General features: G+C 63.7%; 16 protein-coding genes. 15 read left to right on the top strand and 1 reads right to left on the bottom strand.

Annotated features, from left to right (window positions below):
- Nucleotides 1-233: 233 nt before the first annotated feature.
- From IFU31_RS10205 to IFU31_RS10180, 6 genes are all read left to right on the top strand, one after another.
- Nucleotides 234-2,453, top strand: a complete 2,220-nt coding sequence (locus tag IFU31_RS10205; RefSeq protein WP_192102838.1) for a primosomal protein N' — start codon at nt 234-236, stop codon at nt 2,451-2,453.
- A 181-nt stretch (nt 2,454-2,634) separates the two neighbouring features.
- Nucleotides 2,635-4,371 (top strand): arginine--tRNA ligase, encoded by a 1,737-nt coding sequence (gene argS, locus IFU31_RS10200; RefSeq protein ID WP_185794935.1) that lies wholly within the window; start codon nt 2,635-2,637, stop codon nt 4,369-4,371.
- A 1-nt stretch (nt 4,372) separates the two neighbouring features.
- Nucleotides 4,373-5,062, top strand: a complete 690-nt coding sequence (locus tag IFU31_RS10195) for an SPOR domain-containing protein (protein ID WP_122480451.1) — start codon at nt 4,373-4,375, stop codon at nt 5,060-5,062.
- A gap of 205 nt (nt 5,063-5,267) precedes the next feature.
- Nucleotides 5,268-5,798, top strand: coding sequence for an ATP-dependent protease subunit HslV (gene hslV, locus IFU31_RS10190; protein WP_043191380.1), 531 nt, complete (start codon nt 5,268-5,270; stop codon nt 5,796-5,798).
- Between the two features lie 87 nt (nt 5,799-5,885).
- A complete protein-coding gene (hslU, locus tag IFU31_RS10185; protein ID WP_122480452.1) occupies nt 5,886-7,223 on the top strand; it encodes an ATP-dependent protease ATPase subunit HslU in 1,338 nt (445 codons plus the stop codon).
- A gap of 153 nt (nt 7,224-7,376) precedes the next feature.
- Complete coding sequence (locus IFU31_RS10180) at nt 7,377-7,754, top strand: gamma-butyrobetaine hydroxylase-like domain-containing protein (protein WP_122480453.1); 378 nt, start codon at nt 7,377-7,379, stop codon at nt 7,752-7,754.
- Here IFU31_RS10180 and IFU31_RS10175 read toward each other — a convergent pair.
- Nucleotides 7,751-8,029, bottom strand: coding sequence for a polyhydroxyalkanoic acid system family protein (locus IFU31_RS10175; protein WP_043191383.1), 279 nt, complete (start codon nt 8,027-8,029; stop codon nt 7,751-7,753). The two genes, IFU31_RS10180 and IFU31_RS10175, sit on opposite strands and share 4 nt — an antisense overlap.
- Nucleotides 8,030-8,158: 129 nt before the next feature.
- Between IFU31_RS10175 and ubiE the strand changes: the two genes are divergently transcribed.
- The 9 genes from ubiE to IFU31_RS10130 are packed head-to-tail and all read left to right on the top strand — an operon-like array spanning nt 8,159 to nt 14,193.
- Nucleotides 8,159-8,929: a bifunctional demethylmenaquinone methyltransferase/2-methoxy-6-polyprenyl-1,4-benzoquinol methylase UbiE gene (ubiE, locus tag IFU31_RS10170; RefSeq protein WP_043191385.1), complete on the top strand. Its 771-nt coding sequence runs from the start codon at nt 8,159-8,161 to the stop codon at nt 8,927-8,929.
- Nucleotides 8,929-9,552, top strand: a complete 624-nt coding sequence (locus IFU31_RS10165; protein ID WP_192058993.1) for a ubiquinone biosynthesis accessory factor UbiJ — start codon at nt 8,929-8,931, stop codon at nt 9,550-9,552. Before ubiE ends, IFU31_RS10165 begins: the two co-directional genes overlap by 1 nt.
- Nucleotides 9,549-11,156 carry a ubiquinone biosynthesis regulatory protein kinase UbiB gene (ubiB, locus tag IFU31_RS10160; RefSeq protein WP_122480456.1) on the top strand — a complete coding sequence of 536 codons (1,608 nt, stop codon included), beginning with the start codon at nt 9,549-9,551 and terminating at the stop codon, nt 11,154-11,156. Before IFU31_RS10165 ends, ubiB begins: the two co-directional genes overlap by 4 nt.
- 52 nt (nt 11,157-11,208) lie before the next feature.
- A complete protein-coding gene (hisI, locus tag IFU31_RS10155) occupies nt 11,209-11,610 on the top strand; it encodes a phosphoribosyl-AMP cyclohydrolase (protein WP_122480457.1) in 402 nt (133 codons plus the stop codon).
- Entirely contained in the window at nt 11,603-11,938 is a 336-nt protein-coding gene (locus tag IFU31_RS10150; RefSeq protein ID WP_122480666.1) for a phosphoribosyl-ATP diphosphatase, read from the top strand. Before hisI ends, IFU31_RS10150 begins: the two co-directional genes overlap by 8 nt.
- A 25-nt stretch (nt 11,939-11,963) precedes the next feature.
- Nucleotides 11,964-12,224, top strand: a complete 261-nt coding sequence (locus tag IFU31_RS10145) for a twin-arginine translocase TatA/TatE family subunit (RefSeq protein ID WP_122480458.1) — start codon at nt 11,964-11,966, stop codon at nt 12,222-12,224.
- A 3-nt stretch (nt 12,225-12,227) separates the two neighbouring features.
- Nucleotides 12,228-12,704 carry a Sec-independent protein translocase protein TatB gene (gene tatB / locus IFU31_RS10140; protein ID WP_185794932.1) on the top strand — a complete coding sequence of 159 codons (477 nt, stop codon included), beginning with the start codon at nt 12,228-12,230 and terminating at the stop codon, nt 12,702-12,704.
- Nucleotides 12,701-13,489 (top strand): twin-arginine translocase subunit TatC, encoded by a 789-nt coding sequence (gene tatC, locus IFU31_RS10135; protein WP_122480460.1) that lies wholly within the window; start codon nt 12,701-12,703, stop codon nt 13,487-13,489. Before tatB ends, tatC begins: the two co-directional genes overlap by 4 nt.
- On the top strand, nt 13,486-14,193 hold the full coding sequence (locus tag IFU31_RS10130) for a 16S rRNA (uracil(1498)-N(3))-methyltransferase (protein WP_185794931.1): 708 nt from the start codon (nt 13,486-13,488) through the stop codon (nt 14,191-14,193). The genes tatC and IFU31_RS10130 overlap by 4 nt, the downstream gene beginning before the upstream one ends.
- Nucleotides 14,194-14,216: the final 23 nt, after the last annotated feature.

Raw genomic sequence — 14,216 nt, 5'->3', positions numbered from 1 at the left:
TATTAACAGAACAGGGCGAACACGCAAGGTGTCGCTCGCACCGGCCGTCGTCTGCTAGTCTGCGCACCTCGAACCCCGTGCGAGCGGCAACCAGCCGCGACCCGTAAATCACGTAGGAGCGGTCTCCGGCCGCGAATGGCGCACCGCGTCATTTCGGTAACACCGCGGCACAGCCCTCGCGGCCGATGACCGCTCCTGCGACTGCAGTTGCTTCCACTCAAGAGAACTCCCGCGTGCCCGACGTCATCCTGCGCCTCGCCCTGCCCTCGCCGCTGCGACGCCTGTTCGACTACAAGGCGCCCGCCAACACTGCGCACACCGTGTTCATGCCCGGCATGCGCCTGCGGGTACCATTCGGGCGGCGGGAAATGATCGGCATCCTGATCGAAGTGGCCAGCCACAGCGATGTACCGCCCGACAAGCTCAAGCCCGCCATTGCCCTGCTCGATGCGGTAAGCCCCCTGCCACCTGCGCTGTTCAAGTTGTGCCTGTGGACTTCGCAGTACTACCAGCACGGCCTGGGGGACACCCTCAGCTGGGCGTTGCCGGTGCTGCTGCGTCAGGGCGAACCGGCCGAAGCGCGCCAGGAGCGCTTCTGGCACGCCGCCGCCGATGCACGCCTGGACGATCCGCGCATCGCTCGCGCGCCCAAGCAGCGCGATGCCCTCAAGACCCTGGCCCAGCACCCCCATGGCGTCGCCCATCAGCTGTTGAGCAAGCTGCAACTGAACAAGGACAGCCTCGACCTGCTGCTGGCCAAGCAACTGGTCAGCGTGGAAGTGCGCCGCCACGGCCCCGGGCCGCGGGCCGAACACTGGCTGGCGCAACCGGAACTGCCGCTCAACGAAGAGCAACGCGCGGCTTTCGAGGCGATTCGCGCCAGCCTCGGCGGCTTCCATGCGTTTCTCCTGGCGGGCGTGACCGGCAGCGGCAAGACCGAGGTGTACCTGCAACTGATCCACGAATGCCTGGAAGCCGGCAAACAGGCGTTGGTGCTGATCCCGGAAATCAACCTCGGCCCGCAAACCCTGGCGCGCTTCGAGCAGCGCTTCAACGCACGCATCGCGCTGGTGCACTCGGCGGTCAATGACCGCGACCGCCTCGACGCCTGGCTGGCGGCACGCGATGGCGAGGCCGACATCATCATTGGCACCCGCTCGGCGCTGTTCACGCCGATGAAGAACCCTGGGCTGATCATCATCGACGAAGAGCATGACGGCTCCTATAAACAGCAGGAAGGCCTGCGTTACCACGCACGCGACCTGGCGCTGGTGCGCGCCAGCCAAGAGAACATTCCCATTGTGCTGGGCTCGGCCACGCCTTCCCTGGAGAGCCTGCACAACGCCCATACCGGCCGCTACGGCCTGCTGCGCATCGACCATCGCGCCGGTGGCGCCCAGCAACCCAAGTTCATGCGCCTGGATGTAAAGAGCCGGCCGCTGGACAGCGGCATCAGCGGACCGATGCAGCAGGCCATCGGCCAGACCCTGGCCAATGGCCAACAGGTGCTGGTGTTTCTCAATCGCCGCGGCTTCGCGCCCACCCTGCTGTGCCACGACTGCGGCTGGTTGTCCGAGTGCCCACGCTGCGATGCCCGTACCACGGTCCACCAACGCTCGGGCGAGTTACGCTGCCATCATTGCGGGCATGTCGAACGCGTGCCGCGCCAGTGCCCCAAGTGCGGCACGGTGGACCTACGTCCGGTCGGCGCAGGCACCGAGCGCGCCGAGGAACGCCTGGCGATCCTCTTTCCCGATTACCCGGTGCTGCGCGTCGACCGCGACAGCACCTCGCGCAAGGACGCGATGAACCAGCTGTTCGCAACCATCCAGAAAGGCCATCCGTGCATCCTGGTCGGCACCCAGATGCTTGCCAAGGGGCATCACTTTCCACGGGTCACCCTGGTGTCGATTCTGGATGCCGACGGCGGGCTGTTCTCCGGCGACTTCCGCGCCAGCGAGCGCATGGCACAGTTGATCGTTCAGGTGGCAGGCCGCGCCGGTCGCGCGGAGGAACCGGGCAAGGTGATCATTCAGACCCACCTGGCCGACCACCCGCTGCTGGTGCAACTGACCGAGCAGGGCTACTTCGCTTTCGCCGAGCAGGCCCTGGCCGAGCGACGGGGCGCAGGCCTGCCGCCCTTCGCGCACCTGGCGCTACTGCGTGCCGAAGCGCACAAGCCGGGCCAGGCCGAAGCCTTTCTGGATGAGGCCTGTGCGGCAGCCGAAGTGCTGGTGGCGCAACTGGCCCTGGGCGGCCTGGAGCTGCTGGGGCCGGTCCCGGCGCCCATGGAACGGCGCGCCGGACGCTATCGCGCACAGTTGCTGGTCCAGGCAACGCTGCGCGCCCCGCTGCACCGCCTGCTCAATGCCTGGATGCTGCAACTGGAGCAACTGCCGAGCGGGCGACAGGTGCGTTGGTCGCTGGATGTGGACCCGGTGGATTTGTATTGAGATAGGCGCACCTGAGGCAGGGATCGGCGGCGTCCGCCGTCGCGGCTGGCGCCGCTGCTACAGGGGTGGTGGTTTGCAGGGGGGATTTGCGGGTTGGCAACCCCGGCCAACAACCGGATAATGCCCAGTTTTTCCACCCGTGCATCCAGCACCGCCGTACCTGCGGTCGACCGAGAACCCCATGAAAGACACCATTCGCCAGCTGATTCAACAAGCCCTGACCCACCTTGTCGCCGAAGGTGTGCTGCCAGAAGGTCTGACGCCGGCAATCCAGGTGGAAAACTCGCGCGACAAGAAGAACGGCGATTTCGCCAGCAACATCGCCATGATGCTGGCCAAGCCTGCCGGCATGAAGCCGCGCGACCTGGCAGAAAAGCTGATTGCCGCACTGCCGACCGACGAGCAGGTGAGCAAGGTGGAAATCGCCGGCCCCGGCTTCCTCAATTTCTTCCAGAACAGTGCGGCCCTGGCCGCGCGCCTGGACGCCGCCCTGGCCGATGCCCGCATCGGCGTGCGCAAGGCCGGCCCCGCGCAGCGTGTGGTGGTCGATCTGTCTGCACCCAACCTCGCCAAGGAAATGCACGTAGGCCACCTGCGCTCGACCATCATTGGCGACGGCGTGGCCAATGTGCTTGAGTTTCTAGGCGATACCGTGATCCGCCAGAACCATGTTGGCGACTGGGGCACGCAGTTCGGCATGTTGCTGGCCTATCTTCAGGAAAAGCCCGCCACCAGCGACGAGCTGTCCGACCTCGAGAATTTCTACCGCGCGGCCAAGCAGCGCTTCGATGAATCCGCAGAGTTCGCCGAGCGTGCCCGCGGCCTGGTGGTCAAATTGCAGGCCGGCGATGCCGAATGCCTGGCCTTGTGGAAGCGCTTCAACGAAATTTCCCTGTCGCACTGCCAAAGCACCTACGAGCGCCTGAACGTCAAGCTGACGCCGGCCGACGTGATGGGCGAAAGCGCCTACAACGACGACCTCGCCAACGTGGTCGCCGACCTGAAGGCCAAGGGTCTGCTGGTGGAAAGCAACGGCGCGCAGTGCGTGTTCCTCGAAGAATTCAAGACGGCCGAAGGCACGCCCCTGCCGGTGATCGTGCAGAAGGCCGGTGGCGGTTATCTGTACGCCACCACCGACCTGGCAGCGGTGCGCTATCGCAGCAACGTGCTCAAGGCCGACCGCGCGCTGTACTTCGTCGACCAGCGCCAGGCCCTGCACTTTCAGCAGGTGTTCGAGGTCGCGCGCCGTGCCGGTTTCATCACCAACGGCATGCAGCCGGAGCACATGGGTTTCGGCACCATGAACGGTGCCGACGGACGTCCGTTCAAGACCCGTGACGGTGGCACCGTGAAACTGGTCGACCTGCTCGATGAAGCCGAGCAACGCGCCTACACCCTGGTCAAGGAAAAGAACCCCGAGACCGCCGAGGCCGACCTGCGCGTGATCGCCCGAGCCGTGGGCATCGGGGCGGTGAAATATGCCGACCTGTCCAAGCACCGCACCAGCGACTACAGCTTCAACTTCGACCTTATGCTCAATTTCGAAGGCAACACCGCGCCCTACCTGCTCTACGCCTATACCCGCGTGGCCGGTGTGTTCCGCAAGCTGGGCAAGAACTTCGCGGACGTCGAAGGGCAGATCGTGCTGGAAGCCGAGCACGAGAAGGAACTGGCTGCCAAGCTGGCGCAGTTCACCGAAGTACTGAACAACGTCGGCGAGAAAGGCACGCCCCATGTGCTGTGCACTTACCTGTACGATGTGGCCGGGCTGTTCTCCAGCTTCTACGAGAACTGCCCGATTCTGGCGGCCGAACACCCCGCTCAGCAAAACAGCCGCCTGCGCCTGGCGGCGCTGACCGGTCGCACCCTCAAGCAAGGATTGGCTCTGTTGGGCCTGGAAACACTGGAGCGTATGTAAGTTGGCTGCCAAGAAAAAACCCGCACCCAAACGCGGCGCCAGCCGCAATTCCGCACCTGCGAAGAAGCCCATCCCAGGCTGGCTGTGGCTGGCGATCGGCCTGAGCGTGGGGGCCTTCGTGGTGTTCCTGATGAAGCTCGAGCCGGGCAACAGCGACGTCAAGCGGGTCAAGGCCGAGCAACTGAAAGCGGAAAAGATCGCCGAGGCGAACAAGACGCCGCCCAGCCCGCAGGCCCCGGTCAAACCCAAGTACGACTTCTATACGCTGCTGCCTGAATCCGAAGTGATCGTGCCACCCGAAGCGGTGCCCGAGAAAACCCCACCGATTCCGGCCCAGGCGCCGGTAACCCCGGCCGAGGCAGCCAAGATCGATACCGCCCGTGCCCAGGCGGCACTCAGTGGCGCGACCCCGCCGCCGGCCCCGCCGGTGATCAAGCCTGCCGCAACCACGCAGTTCTACCTGCAGGCCGGTTCGTTCCGCAAGCAGGCGGATGCCGACCGGGTGCGGGCGCAGATCATCCTGCTGGGGCAGTCGGTGAACGTGGAGTCCGGGACGGTCAAGGAAGACACCTGGTACCGGGTACTGGTGGGTCCGTTCAGCAACCGCGAGCAGCTGACCGTGGCGCAGAAACAGCTGGCCGGCAGTGGCTTTAGTAACCTGCTGTTGCAGCAAAGGCAGATCCGGCAGTAAGCCGCAGGGCGGCTTTCGCGGCCGATGACCGCTCCTACAGACCGTAGGAGCGGTCATCGGCCGCGAAAGCCGTTACACGAACCTCCTGACCCCCCGCAAGCTGTCTCCACGCGCCCCACAACCTGCAAAGGTTGAAATCCTCTCACCCACCCCCATATTCGTTTCCATCAGGGCATTTTCGCCCCGCTGCGTGGAGACTCTCCCCTTGACCACCATCGTTTCAGTCCGCCGTCATGGCAAAGTCGTCATGGGCGGCGACGGCCAGGTTTCTCTCGGCAATACCGTGATGAAAGGCAACGCCAAGAAAGTCCGTCGCCTGTACCACGGCCAGGTCATCGCCGGCTTTGCCGGTGCCACCGCCGACGCCTTCACGCTCTTCGAGCGTTTCGAAGGCCAGTTGGAGAAACATCAGGGCCATCTGGTCCGTGCCGCCGTGGAACTGGCCAAGGAATGGCGCACCGACCGCTCGCTCAGCCGTCTCGAGGCGATGCTGGCGGTGGCCAACAAGGACGCTTCCTTGATCATCACCGGCAACGGTGACGTGGTCGAGCCCGAAGACGGCCTGATCGCCATGGGCTCCGGCGGCGCGTTCGCGCAGGCCGCGGCCAGTGCGCTGCTCAAGAAGACCGAGCTGGGCGCACGGGAAATCGTCGAGACCGCCCTGGGCATCGCTGGCGACATCTGCGTGTTCACCAATCACAACATGACCATCGAGGAGCAGGATCTCGCCGAGTGATCAGACGGTTGTGGTGCCAGGCCTGCACGCTATGCGTCGCAAGCCTTCACCCCTTCCCTGCCTGAACCTCCGAGTCCGGAACACACCATGTCCATGACCCCCCGCGAAATCGTCCACGAACTCAATCGCCACATCATCGGCCAGGACGATGCCAAGCGCGCTGTCGCCATTGCCCTGCGCAACCGCTGGCGGCGCATGCAGCTGCCCGAAGAACTGCGCGTCGAAGTGACGCCCAAGAACATCCTGATGATCGGCCCTACCGGCGTCGGCAAGACCGAAATCGCGCGGCGCCTGGCCAAGCTCGCCAATGCACCGTTCATCAAGGTCGAAGCGACCAAGTTCACTGAAGTTGGCTATGTCGGCCGCGATGTCGAATCGATCATCCGCGACCTGGCCGATGCGGCTATCAAGCTGCTGCGCGAGCAGGAAATGGTCAAGGTTCGCCACCGCGCCGAGGATGCGGCCGAAGAGCGCATTCTCGATGCGCTGTTGCCCGCCGCCCGTGCAGGCTTCAACGAAGAGCCGGTGAGCAACGATTCGAACACCCGTCAGCTGTTCCGCAAGCGCCTGCGCGAAGGCCAGCTGGACGACAAGGAAGTCGAGATCGAGGTGGCCGAGCAGATGGGTGGCGTGGACATCTCCGCGCCTCCCGGCATGGAAGAAATGACCAACCAGCTGCAGAGCCTGTTCGCCAACATGGGCAAGGGCAAGAAGAAGAGCCGCAAGCTCAAGGTCAAGGACGCGCTGAAAATGGTCCGCGACGAAGAAGCCGGCCGCCTGGTCAACGAGGAAGAGCTCAAGGCCAAGGCACTGGAAGCCGTCGAGCAGCACGGTATCGTCTTCATCGATGAAATCGACAAGGTGGCCAAGCGCGGCAATGTGGGCGGTGCCGACGTGTCCCGTGAAGGCGTGCAACGCGACCTGCTGCCGTTGATCGAAGGCTGCACGGTCAACACCAAGCTGGGCATGGTCAAGACCGACCACATCCTGTTCATTGCTTCGGGTGCGTTCCACCTGAGCAAGCCGAGCGATCTGGTTCCCGAACTGCAGGGTCGCCTGCCGATTCGCGTCGAACTCAAGGCGTTGAGCCCGCAGGACTTCGAGCGCATCCTCAGCGAGCCACATGCCTCGCTGACCGAGCAGTATCGCGAGTTGCTGAAGACCGAAGGCTTGAACATCGAGTTCGTGCCCGAAGGGATCAAGCGTTTGGCCGAGATCGCCTGGCAGGTCAACGAGAAGACCGAGAACATCGGTGCGCGCCGCCTGCACACGTTGCTCGAGCGGTTGCTGGAGGAAGTCTCGTTCAGCGCCGGCGACATGGCCGCTGCGCACAGCGAGGCGCCGATCCAGATCGATGCCGAGTACGTGAACAGCCACCTGGGTGAGCTGGCGCAGAACGAAGACCTGTCGCGCTACATTCTGTAAGACGGCCTGTCATGCGCGGTGCGGCCTTTGCGGCCGCTGACCGCGCCTACGGAACGCGGCTCGCGGGCGACGTCAATGATCGTTCGCACAGGCCGGGTTCGCAGGAGCGGTCCGTGGCCGCGAAACAGACACCGCGCGACTTCGAGACCCACCATGACCAGAATCCCCAGCGCCATCAATTTGCACAAGGCCTCCAAGACTTTGAGCCTGACCTATGGCCCCGACGAGGTGTTTCACCTGCCCGCCGAGTTCCTGCGCGTGCACTCGCCGTCCGCCGAGGTCCAGGGCCACGGCAAGCCGATCCTGCAGGTCGGCAAACTGGGGGTTGGCCTGGCCAAGGTCGAAGCTGCAGGCCAGTACGCCTTGAAACTGACCTTCGACGACGGCCATGACAGCGGCCTGTTCACCTGGGACTACCTGTACCAGTTGGCGCTGCGCCAGGAGCAGCTCTGGGCCGACTACCTGGAACAATTGCGCGCGGCCGGCAAATCCCGCGACCCCGCCGAATCCGTGGTCAGGTTGATGCTTTAAGCCGCCAGGGCCTTGTCCAGGGCCTTTTCGATCTCGCTCTGGATGGTGCCGCTCATCATCGCCAGCATCATGCCCAGCTTCAGATCGATTCGAATCGCTTCGTCGTCGATCTGCACGGTGCCCTGTGCACCGCTGCGCTTGACCGCCACCGTGTCGCCTTGCCAGGTAGCCTGCACGTCATAGCGGTCGATCAGCTTCTGGACCACCACTTCAGCTTTCTGCCGCGCCGCGTCGCGGCCCAGATTGTGTTTGCGTTCGACGTTGATCTGGGTCATCGGGGATTCCAACAGGTAAGGGTTCAATGGCGCACAGTTTAACCCGGTTGCCCCGGCAATCCATCGTGCCAAGACAAAGCGCCCTTGTGCGGCTTAGAATGGTGCGTAATTTTTCCTGGTGACAGCGATATGAATGATCAGCGCAAAGGCGGCGATGCCGAACCCACCACTCACTTCGGCTACAAGCACGTACCGGAAAGCCAGAAGGCCGAAAAGGTCGCCGAGGTGTTCCACTCGGTAGCGGCCAAGTACGACTTGATGAACGACGTGCTGTCCGGCGGCATGCATCGGCTGTGGAAGCGCTTCACCATCGAGCTCTCGGGCGTGCGCGTGGGTAACCGGGTGCTCGACATCGCCGGCGGCACGGGCGATCTGGCACGCAAGTTCTCCGACCTGGTAGGGCCTACCGGCCAGGTGGTGCTCGCCGACATCAACGCCTCGATGCTCAAGGTCGGTCGCGACCGGCTGCTCGACCGCGGCGTGGCCGGCAACATCGAATTCGTCCAGGCCGATGCGGAAAAGCTGCCGTTCCCCGACAATCACTTCGATTGCGTGACCATCGCCTTCGGCCTGCGCAACGTCACCCACAAGGAAGCGGCCATCGCTTCCATGCTGCGCGTGCTCAAGCCAGGCGGGCGCCTGCTGGTGCTGGAGTTTTCCAAGCCTACCAACAAGCTGATGTCCAAGGTCTACGACGCCTATTCATTCGCGTTCATGCCGCTGGCCGGCAAGCTGATCACCAACGATTCGGAAAGCTACCGTTACCTGGCCGAATCGATCCGCATGCATCCCGATCAGGAAACCCTCAAGGCCATGATGGTGCAGGCCGGTTTCGACCGCGTCACGTACCACAACATGACCAGTGGCATCGTTGCCCTGCACCGCGGGATCAAGCCCTGATGCTGCTCGGTGGCCTGATCGCCAGTGTCGAACACGGTCTGAACCGTGTGCTGCGCCTGGACGCCACGGCGTTGCCGCGCCTGGCGCACCTGCACGGCAAGGTGATTGCCATCCAGGGCCGCCAGCCCGCGTTTACCCTGTACATACTGCCCAGTGCCAATGGCCTGATGCTGGCCCAGCAGTGGGCCACGCCGCCCGACTGCACGTTGCGCGCGCCGGCTGCCAGCCTGGTGCAGCTGGCACTGCGCAAGGACAAGACCGCGGTGCTGCACAGCCCGCAGGTCGATCTGGACGGCGACAGCGCCGCGCTGCTGGACCTGGTCAAGGTGCTGCAGGACCTTGAACTGGACTGGGAATACGAAGTCTCACGCTGGCTGGGTCCGGTGCCCACCGCCTTGTTGGCCGGGCATTTGCGCAGCCGCACGGGCTGGACCCGTCAGAGTCTGGCCACGGCGACGCAGAACCTGGGCGAATACCTGGCCGAGGAAGCGCGTACATTGGTGGGCGAGCAGGAAGCCCAGGCCCGTTTCAGTGAGCTGGATGCTTTGAAAGTCGACGTCGAACGCCTCGAGGCGCGTATTGAGCGCCTCGCCCGATCCCACAATTCCAGCGATAACGCATGAAGCTGCTTGCCGTCCGCCGTCTGTTGCGCATCCAGCGCGTCATCATTCGTTACCGCCTCGATGACCTGATGTTCGCCCTGCCACTGCCGTGGTGGCTGAAAATCACCCGTTTCGCCATGCCTTGGCGCTGGCTGCCGCGCAGCCGCCAGGAACTCAACCGTGGCGCGCGCCTGCGCTTGGCCTTGCAGGACCTGGGGCCAATCTTCATCAAGTTCGGGCAGATCCTTTCCACCCGCCGCGACCTGCTGCCCGAAGACATCGCCGATGAGCTGATGCTGCTGCAGGACCGGGTGCCGCCGTTCGACCCCAAGCAGGCCATGGCCCTCATCGAGCAGCAACTGGGTGCGAAGATCACCGACGTGTTCAGTCGCTTCGACGTCGAGCCATTGGCGTCGGCCTCGGTGGCCCAGGTTCACGCCGCTCGGCTCAAGACCGGTGAAGAGGTGGTGGTCAAGGTCGTTCGCCCGGGGCTCAAGTCGGTGATCAGCCAGGATCTGGCCTGGCTGTTCCTGCTCGCCCGCCAGGCCGAGCGGCTGTCCGCCGACGCGCGCCTGCTGCACCCGGTCGACGTGGTCGCCGACTACGAACGTACCATCTACGACGAACTCGACCTGTTGCGCGAAGCGGCCAACTCCAGCCAGCTGCGGCGCAATTTCGAAGACTCCGACCTGCTCTACGTGCCTCAGGTCTACTGGGACTGGTGCCGGCCGAAGGTCTTGGTGATGGAGCGCATCTACGGCGTGCAGGTCACCGACATGGCTGCCCTGGCCGACCAGCGCACCGACATGAAGCTACTGGCCGAGCGCGGCGTCGAGATTTTCTTCACCCAGGTGTTTCGCGACAGTTTCTTTCATGCCGACATGCACCCCGGCAACATCTTCGTCAGCACCGTGGCACCGTGGAGCCCGCGCTACATCGCCATCGACTGCGGCATCGTCGGCAGCCTGACCCCCGAAGATCAGGATTACCTGGCGCGCAACCTGTTCGCCTTCTTCAAGCGCGACTACCGCCGCGTGGCGCAGCTGCACATCGATTCGGGCTGGGTACCGGCCGAGACCAAGCTCAACGAATTCGAAGCGGCGATCCGCACCGTCTGCGAGCCGATCTTCGAGAAGCCACTGAAGGACATCTCCTTCGGCCAGGTGCTCATGCGCCTGTTCCAGACCGCACGACGCTTCAACATGGAAGTCCAGCCGCAACTGGTGCTGCTGCAGAAAACCCTGCTCAACATCGAAGGCCTGGGTCGACAGCTGTACCCGGACCTCGACCTGTGGAGCACCGCCCAGCCGTTCCTGGAACGCTGGATGCGCCAGCGGGTCAGCCCGAAATCTTTGTTTCAGAATGTTCAATCGCAGGTCGAGCAATTGCCTCACCTAGCCAACATGACCCGCGATCTGCTCGAACGAATGTCTCAGCCCCATCGCAAGGATCCACCGCCGCCCTGGGAGCAACGCCACGATCGCTGGGCCCTGCGGCTGCTCGGCGGCGCCTTGCTGGTGGGTGGAACGGTCACCGCCGTCTCCGGCATAGCCCTGGACAGCGTCCAGGCATGGCCCGCCTGGTTGATGCTGGCATCGGGCTTGTACCTGGTCGTGCGCCGATAGCCAGTCGCGCCATCGGCTGGCACACTAGCCCTCTCTGTTGTCGGAGTCGCACATGAAAGACTGGCTGGACGAGATCAAATGGGACCGCGACGGCCTGGTGCCGGCGATTGCCCAGGATCACCACACCGGGCGCATCCTCATGATGGCCTGGATGAACCGCGAGGCACTGGCATTGACCGCTGCCGAAAACCGGGCGATCTACTGGTCCCGTTCGCGTGGCAAGCTGTGGCGCAAGGGTGAGGAATCCGGTCACGTGCAAAAACTGCACGAGCTGCGCCTGGACTGCGACGCCGACGTGGTCGTGCTCAGCGTCGAGCAGGTCGGTGACATCGCCTGTCACACTGGTCGCCAAAGCTGCTTCTATCGGGTCTTCGAGAACGGCCAATGGACCGTCGTCGACCCCGTCCTGAAAGATCCCGCTGCCATCTATTCCGCAGGCCATGGCCATGAATGACACTCTGGACCGCGTCGCTGCGGTGCTCGAAGAACGCAAGGGCGCCAGCGCCGACAGCTCGTATGTCGCCAGCCTGTACGCCAAGGGATTGAACAAGATTCTGGAAAAGCTCGGCGAAGAATCGATCGAGACCATCATTGCCGCCAAGGATGCCGCCCACAGCGGCGACTGCAGCGATGTCATCTACGAAACCGCCGATCTGTGGTTCCATAGCCTGGTCATGCTTGCACAACTGGGCCAACACCCACAGGCTGTACTCGATGAACTGGATCGCCGATTCGGCCTGTCCGGTCACGATGAGAAAGCCGCCCGCCTGCCGTCAGCCTGAAATGTCTTTTTGGAGGAGTTGAATCATGGGTCTGTTTGATTGGAAACACTGGATCGTCATCCTGATTGTCGTGGTACTGGTCTTCGGCACCAAGAAACTCAAGAACCTGGGCACCGACGTCGGTGAATCGATCAAAGGCTTTCGCAAAGCCATGAACGACGACGACAAACCGGGTGCCGAGCAGCCGACACAGCCGGTCCACCCGCAGGCCAGCTCGCCGCTGACTCCGCCGCATACCCTCGACGGCCAGCATCAGAAAGTCGAAGAACCCATCAGGAAAGACTGATCAATGTTCGGTATCAGCTTCAGCGAACTCATGCTCGTGGGCCTCATCGCCCTGTTGGTGCTGGGCCCTGAGCGACTGCCCGGTGCCGCGCGCACCGCAGGGTTGTGGATCGGGCGCCTGAAACGCAGCTTCAACGCGATCAAGACCGAAGTGGAACGCGAGATAGGCGCCGACGAAATCCGTCGCCAACTGCACAACGAGCACGTGCTTTCGCTTGAGGAGCAGGCGCGCAAGATCCTCGATCCGCAGCGCGCTGCGCGTCCGAGCGAGCCGCCCGCACCGCTGGCCGATCCGATTCCACCCGGCGCCCAGGCGCAACCGGTGCTTGATCGTGATGCGGTGAGCACCGATGTGACGCCTACCACGGTGCCCACTGCCACGCAGACACCGGCTGTGGTTGACCGTGACACGAGCAGCGCCCAGGCTGTTGCGATACCCGTATCCTCCAATGAACCTACACAGCCACCGCGGGCCCCATGAGCGAAATTCCGGAAAACGACCAGCCCATGCCGCTGGTCTCGCACTTGACCGAATTGCGCACGCGCCTGCTGCGTTGCGTTGCCGTGATTTTCCTGGTCTTCGCCGGGCTGTTTTCCTTCGCCCAACAGATCTACACCCTGGTGTCGGCGCCGCTGCGCGAGTACCTGCCCGAAGGGGCAACGATGATCGCCACCGACGTGGCCTCGCCGTTTCTCACGCCATTCAAGCTGACCATGATGGTCTCGCTGTTCCTGGCCGTGCCGATCATCCTGCACCAGGTCTGGGGCTTCATCGCACCGGGCCTGTACAAGCACGAAAAACGCATTGCCATACCATTGCTGGTGTCGAGCATCTTCCTGTTCTATGCCGGGATGGCCTTCGCCTACTTTCTGGTGTTTCCGCTGGTCTTCAAGTTCTTCGCCAGTGCCACGCCCGTGGGCGTGACCATGGCCACCGACATCGCCAGTTACCTCGATTTCGTCATGACGCTGTTCTTCGCTTTCGGTGTGGCGTTCGAGATTCCGGTGGCCGTGGTACTGCTGGTGTGGATCGGCGTGGTCGACGTCAAGTACCTGCGCAAGATCCGCCCGTACGTGATCATCGGCTGCTTCGTGGTCGGCATGATTCTGACCCCACCGGACATTTTTTCGCAGACACTGCTGGCCGTGCCGATGTGGTTGCTGTTCGAGATCGGCATCCTGTTCGGTGCCCTGATCCGCAAGCGCGGTGATGAACCGACCGAGGACGATGACCGCAACGGCCAGCCGCCTGCGACTCAGGCATGAACCTGCTGCTGCTCGAAACGGCCGACTTCACCGCGCCGGACAAGGTAGTGCTGCGTGATCGACGCTTCACCCACATGCAGGCCGTGCACCGTGTCGAGCTGGGCGACAGCCTGCGGGTGGGCAAGGTCGATGGCTTGATGGGGCGTGCCCAGGTCACGAGGTTGGAAGATCACGAGGCCGAACTCGCCGTGGTGCTCGACCAACCGCCACCGGCGAAACTGCCGCTGACACTGGTGCTTGCGCTGCCCCGCCCGAAAATGCTTCGCCGAGTGTTCCAGACCATTGCCACCATGGGGGTGGCCAAGCTGGTCCTGGTGAACAGCTATCGGGTCGAGAAAAGTTTCTGGCAAACCCCTTTTCTCGAGCCGGCTGCCATTCGCGAGCAGCTCATTCTGGGCCTGGAACAGGCACGCGATACCCAGCTCCCCGAAGTGCTGATCGAAAAGCGTTTCAAGCCCTTCGTCGAGGATCGCCTGCCTGCTGTGAGCGCCGGCACCCTGGGGCTGGTCGGGCATCCGGGCGACTACCCGCCCTGCCCGCGCCATCCGGAGCAGCCAGTGACCCTGGCCATCGGCCCGGAAGGTGGCTGGATTCCCTACGAGGTCGACCTGCTGGGCCTTGCAGGTTTGCAGCCAGTGCAGCTGGGCGAACGTATCCTGCGGGTCGAAACCGCCGTGGCGGTGCTGCTGGCGCGGCTGTTCTGACCCACCGTCGTCCAGGCTTGACG

The sequence above is a fragment of the Pseudomonas sp. CFBP 13602 genome (genome assembly GCF_014842725.1).
GTDB lineage: Bacteria > Pseudomonadota > Gammaproteobacteria > Pseudomonadales > Pseudomonadaceae > Aquipseudomonas > Aquipseudomonas baltica.
The sequence above is the reverse complement of the archived record's forward strand: the minus strand, read 5'-3'. Positions and strand labels throughout refer to the sequence as shown.

Bases quoted from the DNA above. Each gene is read 5' to 3' on its own strand.
- argS (WP_185794935.1), top strand. From the start codon at position 2,635: ATGAAAGACACCATTCGCCAGCTGATTCAACAAGCCCTGACCCACCTT.
- hslU (WP_122480452.1), top strand. From the start codon at position 5,886: ATGTCCATGACCCCCCGCGAAATCGTCCACGAACTCAATCGCCACATC.
- IFU31_RS10180 (WP_122480453.1), top strand. From the start codon at position 7,377: ATGACCAGAATCCCCAGCGCCATCAATTTGCACAAGGCCTCCAAGACT.
- IFU31_RS10175 (WP_043191383.1), bottom strand. From the start codon at position 8,029: ATGACCCAGATCAACGTCGAACGCAAACACAATCTGGGCCGCGACGCG.
- ubiE (WP_043191385.1), top strand. From the start codon at position 8,159: ATGAATGATCAGCGCAAAGGCGGCGATGCCGAACCCACCACTCACTTC.
- IFU31_RS10165 (WP_192058993.1), top strand. From the start codon at position 8,929: ATGCTGCTCGGTGGCCTGATCGCCAGTGTCGAACACGGTCTGAACCGT.
- ubiB (WP_122480456.1), top strand. From the start codon at position 9,549: ATGAAGCTGCTTGCCGTCCGCCGTCTGTTGCGCATCCAGCGCGTCATC.
- hisI (WP_122480457.1), top strand. From the start codon at position 11,209: ATGAAAGACTGGCTGGACGAGATCAAATGGGACCGCGACGGCCTGGTG.
- IFU31_RS10150 (WP_122480666.1), top strand. From the start codon at position 11,603: ATGAATGACACTCTGGACCGCGTCGCTGCGGTGCTCGAAGAACGCAAG.
- IFU31_RS10145 (WP_122480458.1), top strand. From the start codon at position 11,964: ATGGGTCTGTTTGATTGGAAACACTGGATCGTCATCCTGATTGTCGTG.
- tatB (WP_185794932.1), top strand. From the start codon at position 12,228: ATGTTCGGTATCAGCTTCAGCGAACTCATGCTCGTGGGCCTCATCGCC.
- tatC (WP_122480460.1), top strand. From the start codon at position 12,701: ATGAGCGAAATTCCGGAAAACGACCAGCCCATGCCGCTGGTCTCGCAC.
- IFU31_RS10130 (WP_185794931.1), top strand. From the start codon at position 13,486: ATGAACCTGCTGCTGCTCGAAACGGCCGACTTCACCGCGCCGGACAAG.